The following is an 11,787-nucleotide window of genomic DNA, read 5'->3' on the forward strand; positions in this document are numbered from 1 at the left end:
GGGGAGGAGAAAATGCGCAACATCGATGTGAATGACGCAATAGACAATGCGCCCTTTGGAGCGTTTCAGTGGGCGGTCGTGGCGCTCTGCGCCCTTTTGCTTGTTGTCGACGGTTACGACGTCTTCGTGGCAGGCACGGTCCTGCCGACCTTGATCGCGGAGTGGGGCCTCTCAAAACCGCAGGCAGGTGCACTGCAGGCGTGGGCACTGTTTGGAATGATGTTCGGCGCGCTGGTCTTCGGGCCACTCGCCGACCGGATCGGTCGCAAGAAGGGCATTGCCATCAGTTTCATCCTGTTCACCTCGTCAACGCTTTTGACGGGATTTGCGAGTTCACCGTTCGAGTTTCAGATCTTCCGCTTCATCGCGGGATTTGGGTGCGGTGGACTGATGCCAAACGCGGTTGCCCTCATGAACGAATATGCGCCGAAGCGGCTTCGGGGGACGATGGTCGCCCTGATGTTCTCCGGCTATTCCGTCGGCGGAATGGTCGCGGCGGGGCTCGGTATCGAGATGATCCCGCATTATGGCTGGAAGCCGATGTTCTTTGTCGCTGCGGTTCCACTCGTCGTATTGCCGATCATTCTATGGAAGCTTCCTGAATCGCTTGGTTTCCTCATTCGCCAAGGGCGCCAGGAACAGGCCAGGACGATTTACGCGAAGGTGGTGCCGGCGGCGTCGCTTACACCTGCAGATCGGCTGGTCTTTTCGGAACACAAAGGCGCGTCTGCATCGGTTTCCGAACTGTTCAGGCATCAGCGTACGCTTCGCACTCTGATGCTGTGGGTGTCGTTCTTCTGCTGCCTGCTGCTTGTATACCTGCTTTCGTCGTGGCTCCCGAAGGTGCTCCAGGAGGCCGGCTATGCAGAGAAGGCGAGCCTGCTTAGCCTGTTTTCGCTGAACTTCGGCGGCATGGTCGGCGCCATAGCGGGCGGCTGGCTAGGCGACCGGTTCGGCCTCGCCAAGGTTGTCATCGGTTTCTTTGCGGCCGCGTCAGCGTCCATCGCCCTGATCGGGTTCAACCTGGCGCCGGCGCTTCTTTTCCTGATGGTGTTCGTCGCGGGCGCCACGACGATCGGCACCCAGATCCTGCTTTATGCAAGCGTCGCCCAGCTTTACAATCTTTCCGTCCGCTCGACCGGCCTCGGATGGGCGTCAGCGGTCGGCCGCATCGGAGCCATCGTTGGCCCGACCTTGGGCGGCGTCCTGCTCGGACAGAACCTGCCGCTACAGCAGAATTTCCTGATTTTCGCCCTTCCCGCTGCTGTCTCGGCCGTGGCGATGGTGGTGTTCGCCCTCAGCAACAGCCGAAGAACCGCTTCAGTTCCGGCTGTCGCAGCTTAAGTAGACGTCGCGCGGCGTTCTTCCGCGCGACCCCTTGGCCCGGATCTCGGGCCGTCGTCACCGCCTTGATCGGAATCTTGATCGAATGCCATTTCTCGACCTACCCACCCACCGCCTCCATTTTCGGCTCGATGGCACTGATGACACTGCCTCCAGCAAGGAATGGCTGGTGTTTTGCAACTCGCTCGGCACGGACTTGCACATGTGGGACGAACAGGTCAGCGAACTCGCCGACGATTTCAGGATCCTGCGTTATGACCGTCGAGGTCACGGATTGTCATCGCCACCACCTGCGCCCTACGCACTCGATGATCTCGGCAGCGATGTGATCTCCCTTCTGGACGCCCTCAACATCTCCCGCGCTCACTTTTGCGGTCTCTCCATCGGCGGCCTCACCGGACAATGGCTTGGGGTCCATCACGGACCTCGATTTGGAAAGATGGTGCTGTGTGCCACCGCCTCCAGAATCGGAACGGCCGAGGGGTGGACCGCAAGGATCGGTGACGTCAGGACAAACGGTCTCGCCGCCTTGGTGCCCGCTACGGCCGAGCGGTGGTTTACACCGGATTTTGCCGCCGCCAACCCAGGCGTGGTGACAGGCGTGCTCGACAGCTTCTCGAGGACTTCAGAAGAAGGCTACCTCGGCTGTTGTGAAGCACTGAGGGATGCAGATTTGAGAGAGGAGATTGCCTCGATTTCCAACCCGATCCTTGCCCTGTCTGGTGCCGACGACGCCGTATGCCCGCCCACCGATCTCGAGAGCATCGCGCACGGGGTGCGCGACGGCAGGCATGTTTCTTTACCCGGCCGCCATATCGTCAACGTGGAAACTCCACACCCTTTCAATTCGGCAGTTCATGACTTTCTGCGCCGGTAGAAGCCGGGTTGCGCCATCTCACTGGACGGCTCGGCGACGGGCGGCGATAGTCCCAAACAATGTGTTGGGAGGCTGGCAGATGGATCTTCGACAACTGAGATATTTCGTGACGGTCGCCCGCGAACGGAATTTTTCACGGGCTGCCGAACTGCTCCACATCGCCCAGCCGCCGCTTAGCCGGCAGATCCAACAGCTTGAGGACGAACTCGGCGTAGTGCTTGTCGATCGTAGCCAGCGGCCGATCGCCTTGACGGAGGCGGGCCGCTTTCTCTACGAACAGGCGACTCACATTCTTTTGCGAACTGAACATATCATCGAGCAGACGCGCAAGATCGGCAGTTCGAAGCGGGAGCGATTTGTTATCGGTTGCGTCGGCTCCACGCTATACGGCGGCATCCCGGACCTGGTTCGCCGCATGCGGCATCTCTGGCCCGACCTTGACATAGAAATCCGGGAGATGATGTCGACGGAGCAGGTCAGCGCCTTGAAAGAGCGGCGTATCGATCTCGGTTTTGGTCGCGTCAGATTCAACGATCGCGAGGTGGAGCGTCTGACGCTTCGTGAGGAGCGCCTTGTCGTAGCGCTTCCAAAGCATCACCCGTTGTCTGCGTCTGAAGAGCCTATAGACCTCGCATCACTGGCTCACGAAACGGTCATCCTTTACCCGTCCGTGCCGAGGCCGAGTTTCGCGGACGAAGTTATGTCACTTTTCGCCGAGCTCGGAATTGCGCATTCGCAGATCGAGGAAGTTCGCGAAATCCAAACCGCCCTGGGAATGGTCGCAGCCGGCGCAGGGGTTTGCATCATCCCGTCAGCGTCCCAACGACAGCGGCCGGACGACGTGTCATATCGCACAATTCGGGACGAGAAGGCAACCTCACCAGTAATCATGAGCTATCGGTACGATGAGCCAAATTCCAAGGTGGAACAGATTAAGAATTTGATCCGCGAGATGTACGCCGACAATCCTCCGTGGCTTCGGCTCTCGAATGTAAAACTCCCGAATAAACCCTGAGGCGTTCAGTCCCCGTGGCGCACGCTGTATTGAACGATGTGCCCATTTTTTGAGCCGCTCTTGGAACGCGGAACATAGAGTTCGATACGCATACCAATTGTCCGCACCAATAATGGGCGGCAGGTTGCTCGGAAAGAAATGTCCACGATTGCAAAATGTTCCTGCAGGTTGCCTTGAGCCGGTTGGAGTTGGTTTACAAGCGTGACGGCAGATTGCTTCCGTTCTGGGGACGCCACAAACTCGACGCGATCGAACGCCAGACTGTTCGAGCCACACTTGCGCAAATGAAACCGGGACGATCGCGGTGATGCAGCGCGATTGCGGAAGTCTCGATTTCGAAACGAGGTCGAACGCAGTTCGAGCCTGGTACCGATACTACGAGGTTCGCCCTGACGAGCGTGCGTCCACGGTCCTTTGCAATGCGGCCGTTCAGTTGTTCAACGAGGGCCATTCTACCGCGGACGACATCGCCGCGATGTTGATCGGCGCCTATGTTGGACTGTACTCCACCAGAGTGAACGCTCTGAGTTCGCATGCTATGGTCGGCTCACTGGAGCAAGATCGGGTTCTAGTCGAGCAGGTCGGGCGGCACCTTTCCGCCATTCGCGGACAACCGTTTCATCAGCGTCTTGTGCAGAAACGTGTTCATAGCCGCGCTATCGCTCTTGTCGCCCGAGTAGCCCAGCTCGGATGCCAGTTCCTTGCGCTCCTGCATGCTTGCGTCCATCCCCACGGCCTTCATCAGGTCGACGATCGAATGTCTCCAATCGAGTTTCTGTCCTGAACTCCTTGCGGCTTGATCGAGCACGTCCGCGATATCGATCGCGGGGGCCTGAGGCGGCGGAGGCGCACCAGTGGCCGGGTCGGTGACGATCGGCGGACGCTCGGCGATCTGATCCGACTGGGGTGCTCCTGGCCCCAGAGGCGGCACTGGATCAGCATCGGGCGCCGCTGGCGGTGTCAACGGGGAAGCGGAAGCCGCTTGAGCGGGCGTTGCTGCGTTGGCGTCGCCCAAAATCGCGTTGCGTATGCGTTCGAAAATGCTCATCGACTGACTCCTTATTCGCGGTGAAACAAAAACACGATCGGAGGCATTCTGTTCCGTTGGAGGAGTGCGAGACGCCGAGACGACAGAGCGTCGGCAGCCCTGCGAAAGGGCCGCCATTTCGAAAGAAGGTCCGGCTAGAGGTTCCGCAACAGCAAGCCGAGACCCCGCTTACCTTCATGAGGAAAGGTTGCTGACGAGCGTCCACGACTGTAATCCGCCTTCCGTCGACATCGCTGTGGAGGACGTGCCTAGAGTCCGATTTCCTGCGTTATCGCGTGGATCGACGCAACGCGCGTCTTCGCGGCCATCAGGATGTCCAGTTCAATCGATGACGGCCCGAAGCGATAGAACAGGTCCTCGGCCACGTCCGGATGAAGGCCGTATCGGCTCCGAAACTCCTCAAGGGTATAGGCGTTGCCACGCAACACCCGCCGGCGTTCAAAATGACGATCTGAATGCATTTCCCAGCTCCTCCTTTTCCTCGCGTCGAAATGATTGCGACGGCGGTTTGTTCCGCCAGATCTGGAGGTTGCGGGATTGAACTCACCGGATAGCCAAGGTTTCGCGCGCGTGCTACGACCTTGGGTCTGAGTGGGGGGCCACATGAAGCTGAAGCTTGTAGCGGTCGCAGCGGCGGCCCTCGCGCCCGTTGTCGCTATGCTCGTGTATAACGAGGTCGCGCTGCGTGCCCAGCGGAACGAAGAGGTGAGAGCCAACGCTGCGCAAGCCGCTCGTCAGGCTTCGTCAGAGGTCGACCGGATCATCGAAGGCGTCCGCGCCATGCTTGTCTCGGTGTCCGCCATGCCCGCCGTTCGTCATCTCGACGCCGCGAGTTGCAACGAGAGCTTGAAGTCTGTAGCGGAAAACGTTCCAAACGTCAGAACGATCTTCGTCCTCGATACAACCGGGAGCCCTGTCTGCAGCAGTCAGCAGATACCGGCCGGCACGACGTTCGCCGACCGTGATTATTTGAAGGGAGTCATCGTTTCTCGGCAGACGGTCGTTGGCACCTACACGATGAGCAGGATCTCGGATACGGCCGTGTTGCCGATCGCAATGCCGTTGATGGAAGGCGACAATCTAAAGGGAGTCGTGGTCACCGGCGTCCGGCTGGACTGGCTTCAGAACAGGATCACCGAGCGCGGCGTCTCCCCCGGCAATGCCGTGACGATAGCTGATGGAAAGGGGACGATCCTTGCGCGGGTGCCGTTTCCCGAACGGTTCGTCGGCACCGTCATTCCGGACAAATTCCAGTCGCTCATTCATGCCGACGAGCCTGGCGTCATCGATGTCACGAGCCAGGATGGTACCGAGCGGATCCTCGGATTCCGCCCGATCGCTCTGCCGGGCAGCCCGCTTTACGTCAGTGCAGGCTTCTCAAAGGAGGAGGCCTTCGCTCAGATTAACAGGTCGACACTCGCGAACATGCTTGGCATTGCGGGGGGAGTGCTGCTTGCTTTCGTCGCCGCGTTCTTCATCGGCAACAAGTTCCTGCTCGCGCCAATCGAACGCATCGCGGCGACGATGGACAGCTGGCGCAACGGCGAGACGAAGGCAAGGACAGGCATGAAGGGGTCCGATGAATTGTCCGCGGTCGGAGCGACGCTCGATGGCCTGCTGGAAGAACTCGACCGTCGCCGCCTCGAGAGCGAGCAGGTGGTTGAGGAGCGTGCTCTGCTGATGAGGGAGCTGGCGCACCGCGTCAAGAACGGCTTCACGCTCGTACAGGCGATATCCCGTCAGACCTTCTCGAAGGTGGAACCCGAACGCTACCGCTCCTTCTCCGAGCGCCTGACCGCGCTCGCCCGGACCTATGATTTGCTACTTTCGAAGGAGACCACGTCGTCGTCGGTGCGTGAAGTCATTGTGGCCGCAATGGAGGCTCATCTTGATGGCGGTTGCGAGCGCATTCGGCTCGAAGGACCCGACGTTGTCCTTGCCGCCGATCTCGCACTGCCGCTTTCACTCGTGGTGCACGAACTGGCAACCAACGCCACGAAGTACGGAAGCCTCTCGAACGAGACAGGAAAGGTTTCGATCGCCTGGCGCAAGGAGCGCGAACGGCTCGACCTCACCTGGACCGAAAGCGGTGGTCCTCCTGTCGGCGCGCCTGCCCGGAAGGGCTTCGGCTCCGTCCTGATCGAGCGAGCTTTCCCGTCGAGGGCGCGCTCGGTGTGCCGGACTGACTATCGCCCCGACGGACTCGTCTTCGAACTTTCGTTTACAACAACGGAACCAGAGCCGCGTTTGCAAGTTTCGACAAATGGAGCTGCGGAGCAGAGGACGTGAGAAAGAAGCCGAAGGTACCGATCGTCGAGGATCATTCGCCAACGAGGTGAGGAGCCGGTCTGATGACTGCGTTGCAATGTCGGTCGGAAGAGAAACTCGGGAGCGTTGCCTCCGGAGAGTCCCCAGTTTCTCTTCCTCTGGCGTTCGAGCAAGGCCAAATGGCTGCTCGGTCCCCGCGGCCCGCCATTTCGGGTCAGGTCGCGAGCCAGCCATGAATTGAATATTAGGCAAGAGCGAATTGATGGAAACGTATTCTTCGGCAATGGGTTAACGCCGGAGCGCAATCACGGGCTCAATGTCTTGCTTCCAGTTGGACTTGGGCTTGCGAATCCAGGGCGGATAACTAGTTACCTCGAGAAACACGCAATCGGAATTCCGCATGACCATCGACCTTTTAGAGCGTAGGCAGACCGAAGATCCGAACCGAAGCGAGGAGCAGTTTCGCGTGCTGGTCGAAGGCGTGATCGACTATGCCATCTACATGCTCGATCCGAACGGTCACGTATCGAGTTGGAATGCGGGCGCCCGCCGCATCAAGGGATACGAACCCGAAGAGATCATTGGTAGGCATTTCTCGCAGTTCTATACCGACGAGGACAAGGCCGACGATCTGCCAAGAAGAGCGCTAGAAATCGCCGCATCCGAGGGCCGGTTCGAAAGAGAAGGCTGGCGGGTCAGAAAGGATGGGACGCGCTTTTGGGCAGATGTCATCATCGACCCTATTCGGGCAGAAGACGGCACGCTCATCGGCTTTGCCAAGATTACGCGCGACATTACGGAGAGGTGACAGACGCAGGAAGCACGAGCGAGCACAGCTCGAACTCTTCCAGGCCCAAAAGATGGAAGCCGTAGGCCAGCTCATGGGCGGCGTCGCGCACGACTTCAACAATCTACTGATGGCCATTCTAGGCAGTCTCGAGATCGCGAAGAAACGGGCTCTCGCCGGTCAGGATCTGATCGAGAACGCCATCCAAGGGGCAAAACGGGGCGCGGCCGTGACACAGCGGCTGCTTGCCTTCTCCCGCAAGCAGGAACTCAAGCTTGAGCCGGTCGACGTGTCCGACCTCGTGAAGGGAATGGCGGGCCTGCTTCAGCGGTCGATCGGCCCGTCGATCGAAATTGTCACGAGTTTCCCGCTGGCTCTGCCGAAAGTTCAGGCCGACGCCAACCAGTCGGAGACCGCACTCCTGAACCTGGTCGTAAACGCACGCGACGCCATGCCTCTCGGGGGCGTCATCACGCTCTCGACGGCCGCGTAGGGATGACAATCGGAACAGTCCACGCGCTTCAAGGCGCTGAGCGATCCGTCGTGATCTTCTCGCCCGTCTACTAGATACATGCTGACGGTGGTTTCGTCGACGCTTCGCCAAGTATGCTGAACGTGATGGTCTCGCGGGCAAAGGACAGTTGTCTGGTATTTGCCGATATGGACGTTATGGCGGCCGCGAAAGCCGGGTCGCCAAGGGCTCTCTTCGCGGACTTCCTGTTCGCGTCAGAGCGGAACGCGCTTGAGTTTGCGGTCGAGCCGCGCGAGGACCTGAAGCAGGGGAGCGGTCAGATTCAAATGCTTCGAGATGCAGCTGGGCATCATGCCTTCCTGCTGAATGCGCTGTCTGAGGGTCGACGCCGCTACACCATCGTCAGCCCGTGGGTGATCGCTTCAACGATGGAACGAGTTGGAATCCTTGCGGCCTTCAACGCCGCCGTCCAGCGGGGCGCCGAAGTCGACGTGTTCGCTGATCCGCTGCTCAACCTCGGCCTAATCTATGAGCATGCCTTTTCGACCGCTTCCATCTGGGTCAATCCATCGGCAGCAGGGGGTTCGGCTGCACAAGCTCCCGAAGCTGCATAGCAAGATCGTAGCGATCGACACTGACCTTCTTTGCGTCGGGTCATACAACTGGCTCAGCGCCGATCGAGATGGTCAATACGCGCGCCACGAAACGTCGTTCGTTTATCGCGGACGGCATTTGGAGGAAGAGATCAGCACCATTGTTGGCAGCCTTCGCCGAAGAGAGGGGTAAAGGCCAGAACCTTGTTTATGGTGCAGCCATCCAGTTGAAACCGCGATGAGCGCTGCTCAAGATCCAGATCTGCGTAATGTAGGGGTCGCGGGTTCGTATCCGCTCAAGAACACCAAGCAAACTCGTACATGTATCCCTGTCCACGTCTAATGCCGATCCTGCGATCGAAGGCGGACGCCTATTCCTCCATCGGTAATCTCACCTTCACTCTGAAAGGTTATGCCTGCGGCCTCGAAGGTGAGCGTCAGACAGCGCGACGCCTAAAATCCAGGGCCGGGGATAAGGTGTAGCAAGGAGCCAAATTCCAAGACTTGGCTCCGAGTTGTTGTCGCTCGTTAAGGTGTGCTGTCAGAAGGTCAGCGAGTAGATGAAGGTCAACGCCTGCTGATGTCGGGCGCCGGTGAACCCGTCCTCTCGGGAATAAGCCACATTGAAGTATCCCGAGTTGCCAAAGCGGCGGCCGAAGCCAACTTTGGTGGCGAGGTAGTTTTCTTCGCCAGTATAGCTACCATAGGTGTTTTCGAATTCATGCTCGATGCCCACCTCGAACTGCGGCGACCAGGCACCCGGGTGGAAGACCGGTTTCTCGATCCGCAGCGAAGCGCCGGCCATGGCGTAGTTTATCGTATCGGCTTCCACCGCCGCGCCTAAGCTGTTCGTGGTGTCCTGTCTGTTCGTGAGGGGTCTTATCAGAGCTCTTCCTGTAGATCTTGAACATACAGCAAGACCCATTGGCCTTACCTTGCGGAAGGATTGGATTCCGACAGTCGCACAGGCTTATTTTCTGGAGCTTGTCGAGGTGCTCCGAGGTCAATCGGATGGTGATCTCGCTTCTGCTGCGCTCGCGCCTTGACCTGAACCAACTGCAAGCGACTACCGGGGCTTGATACAAAGCTTAATGGGTGGCGCTCATCGCACGAAGGGCGCCGCGGTTTCAATTCTCCTCGCTCAGAACAACCAGGCGCGCTCCTTTTTCGTCAACGTCACTTGTGATCGCGATGCGTTTCCCATCCGGGGACAGGAAGGCGGCGTTGAAACCTGATTTGACCTTTTCGTTGGGGAGCTCGATGACGCCGTCGTTTGAAACGGATGTATCGAGGCCGCCGTCTGACTTGAGAACGACTGCCGCTGGAGCGCCGCCATAATGCCCCACATTGACGGAGCGGCCATCCGGAAGCATTACGGCGTCGGCAATTGGGTCCTTCGCTCCTGTGCCCTCGCTCTGGATCGCCTGGCCTTATGCGTGCCATGGACTAAAAATGCCTTTACCAACTTGACGAACTTATCCATCTTTGCCATATAAGTACTTCTGTATGGAGGCAAGTTATGGCATCTCCCAAGGCAAAACCCAGCATCAAGGGCGGCTCGACCCGCAGGGATGGACCAGATAGGTCCATGGCTTTTTTCCTGGCGACAGGCGCCGGTGCGCTGCCGGAAGGCATGAGCGGCTTCAAAATCAAAGTTCCGGATAGTGCGACCAAAGTCCTGTCCGACAAGCCGAAGCGCGTGCAGACACTGCTGCAGCAATATGGTCAGGCCATTTCAAGGAGTCGAACCGCCGGCAGACGTGTAAGCTTCCGCGTTGACGTCGATCCAGAAGGCGAGATGGTCGTAACCCCGGTCGAAGACGACGCATTGGCCGCCCCTGCGCCATCTGAGGAGGACAACACCGCAGATGCTGGCCTTGAGCAAGCTCTTGCCGCAGCCCGGGCACGCGGACGCTCGAAAGCAGCAGAAATCCTCGAGCGCGCCGAAATGCTCAGCGCTGACGACTTTGCTCGCCTGCTCGGCACGACGCGGGTGACAATCAATACCAAGCGGCAAAACGGTCTTGTGCTCGGCCTCGACGGGGCCAAGCGTGGGTATCGCTTCCCCGATTGGCAGCTCGATTCCGATGGCAAGCCATTTGCTGCACTCCCTATCCTTCACGAAATGCTCGGTGGAGCCTGGGCAGTCTATCGCTTCCTGGTCCAGCCGCATGGTGAACTGGATGGTCTGACGGGTCGTGAAGCACTGGAGCGTGGACGGACTAAGCAGGTGATCGCGGTAGCGGAAAGCGTTGGGCGAGATTTCCGGTAAATGGGAAGTGCACTGCCGCCCGTCGGCTTCGAAACAGCACGCCTGCATCTACACGTCGTCGCGCCCGGCTCACGGTTCGGCCGCATCTACCTCGATAGATACCCTGATCCGCTCGGCTTCGGAAAGACACCGAGCCGCTTCAGCGATCCGCGGCGCCGCAAGCCCGCCAATCGCTTTGGGGTCCTCTACATGGGCGGCACCATCAAAGTATGCTTTCTCGAAGCCGTACTGCGAGACCAACGCGATGGCTCGATCGGCGATCTCCCCATTTCCGAGTCAGCGCTTCACAACCGACAGTACGCGCAGATCGAGGTGATCGACCCACTGACGATGATTGATCTGCGCGACGACGGAGCGATCAAGATGGGTGTGCCGACGGATGTGGCAAAATCCTCCAAGCAATCCCTTGCTCGCAAATGGGCTGTTGCATTCCATGAACATCGAGATCAGGTCGACGGCATCATTTATCCGTCAAGGCTAAACGGGCACACGAATCTTGCGGTGTTTGATCGAGCCATCGGGAAGCTGAAGGCAGTCGGCGCAACAAAGCTGATACGGGCGCCGGGTCTCGCGAATGTACTCGATGACCTGAACGTTGCGATTGTCGATCCCTGATTCATCGCCGCGTTTAGCGTTGCTCGATAAGTCATTTCTGACAGCCCATCCTCGACAGATCAATCCTGATACCCGCCGCTTCGATATCGTTTGCATTTTGAAGGCTCGGCCTCGCTTTCAGCCGGCGCGGCATCGGCAGGCTCTGGCTCCACTACCTTCGCCGTGTCGCTCGTGTCGGCGATAGCACCACCCGGGTCTTGAGCTTGAAACACGCCTTGGCCCTCGAACTGGCCTGTGTTCAAGGCGTAGGCCGCAAGTTTTTTTCCGGGATTAACTCGATCCGCGCGCTACGATGACGTGGCGGGCCAGCGTTCGAACCCGTCTAGCGCATGAGCGATCGGGATCCGCCCTCTGACGCTCCTGATCAGCAGGGAAAATTTGATGGATGCGGCTAGAGAACGTCCCCCCGAACGAGTCCCTGATTTCTGGATGCATGCTTCGAACGCATTTGGGGTTTCCTGACGCATCCAGAAAACCGGGATGATGCGAGCGCCGC

The 11,787-nt window shown here is 59.0% G+C and carries 11 protein-coding genes and 1 pseudogene; 8 read left to right on the plus strand and 4 right to left on the minus strand.

The genetic code is table 11. The features are described from left to right. The first annotated feature begins 12 nt into the window (after positions 1–12). From IB244_RS22450 to IB244_RS22460, 3 genes are all read left to right on the plus strand, one after another. Positions 13–1,344: an MFS transporter gene (locus tag IB244_RS22450; RefSeq protein WP_169681623.1), complete on the plus strand. Its 1,332-nt coding sequence runs from the start codon at positions 13–15 to the stop codon at positions 1,342–1,344. An 85-nt stretch (positions 1,345–1,429) separates the two neighbouring features. Beyond that, positions 1,430–2,221 carry a 3-oxoadipate enol-lactonase gene (pcaD, locus tag IB244_RS22455; protein WP_169681621.1) on the plus strand — a complete coding sequence of 264 codons (792 nt, stop codon included), beginning with the start codon at positions 1,430–1,432 and terminating at the stop codon, positions 2,219–2,221. A gap of 79 nt (positions 2,222–2,300) precedes the next feature. After that, positions 2,301–3,236, plus strand: coding sequence for a LysR family transcriptional regulator (locus IB244_RS22460; RefSeq protein WP_169681619.1), 936 nt, complete (start codon positions 2,301–2,303; stop codon positions 3,234–3,236). A 568-nt stretch (positions 3,237–3,804) separates the two neighbouring features. Here the strand turns inward: IB244_RS22460 and IB244_RS22465 are convergent. Further along, on the minus strand, positions 3,805–4,284 hold the full coding sequence (locus tag IB244_RS22465) for a DUF3597 domain-containing protein (RefSeq protein ID WP_169681617.1): 480 nt from the start codon (positions 4,282–4,284) through the stop codon (positions 3,805–3,807). A gap of 248 nt (positions 4,285–4,532) precedes the next feature. Beyond that, entirely contained in the window at positions 4,533–4,745 is a 213-nt protein-coding gene (locus tag IB244_RS22470; RefSeq protein WP_169681616.1) for a hypothetical protein, read from the minus strand. 142 nt (positions 4,746–4,887) lie between these two features. Here IB244_RS22470 and IB244_RS22475 point away from each other — a divergent pair, with 142 nt between their 5' ends. From IB244_RS22475 to IB244_RS22485, 3 genes and pseudogenes are all read left to right on the plus strand, one after another. Then, positions 4,888–6,573 (plus strand): sensor histidine kinase, encoded by a 1,686-nt coding sequence (locus tag IB244_RS22475; RefSeq protein ID WP_169681614.1) that lies wholly within the window; start codon positions 4,888–4,890, stop codon positions 6,571–6,573. 376 nt (positions 6,574–6,949) lie between these two features. Beyond that, positions 6,950–7,817 (plus strand): annotated as a pseudogene (locus tag IB244_RS22480) (two-component system sensor histidine kinase NtrB); the annotation flags it as partial. 128 nt (positions 7,818–7,945) lie between these two features. Further along, positions 7,946–8,425, plus strand: a complete 480-nt coding sequence (locus IB244_RS22485) for a hypothetical protein (RefSeq protein WP_169681612.1) — start codon at positions 7,946–7,948, stop codon at positions 8,423–8,425. 520 nt (positions 8,426–8,945) lie between these two features. Here the strand turns inward: IB244_RS22485 and IB244_RS22490 are convergent. Both IB244_RS22490 and IB244_RS22495 read right to left on the minus strand, forming a co-directional pair. Continuing rightward, positions 8,946–9,236, minus strand: coding sequence for a hypothetical protein (locus tag IB244_RS22490; RefSeq protein WP_169681611.1), 291 nt, complete (start codon positions 9,234–9,236; stop codon positions 8,946–8,948). A 295-nt stretch (positions 9,237–9,531) separates the two neighbouring features. Further along, positions 9,532–9,777: a PD40 domain-containing protein gene (locus IB244_RS22495; RefSeq protein WP_169681609.1), complete on the minus strand. Its 246-nt coding sequence runs from the start codon at positions 9,775–9,777 to the stop codon at positions 9,532–9,534. 260 nt (positions 9,778–10,037) lie between these two features. Here IB244_RS22495 and IB244_RS22500 point away from each other — a divergent pair, with 260 nt between their 5' ends. After that, positions 10,038–10,676, plus strand: coding sequence for an XRE family transcriptional regulator (locus IB244_RS22500; RefSeq protein WP_169681768.1), 639 nt, complete (start codon positions 10,038–10,040; stop codon positions 10,674–10,676). Continuing rightward, positions 10,677–11,291, plus strand: a complete 615-nt coding sequence (locus IB244_RS22505; RefSeq protein ID WP_169681607.1) for an RES family NAD+ phosphorylase — start codon at positions 10,677–10,679, stop codon at positions 11,289–11,291. Positions 11,292–11,787: the final 496 nt, after the last annotated feature.

It is taken from the genome of Rhizobium sp. RHZ02 (genome assembly GCF_014851575.1).
GTDB lineage: Bacteria > Pseudomonadota > Alphaproteobacteria > Rhizobiales > Rhizobiaceae > Rhizobium > Rhizobium altiplani.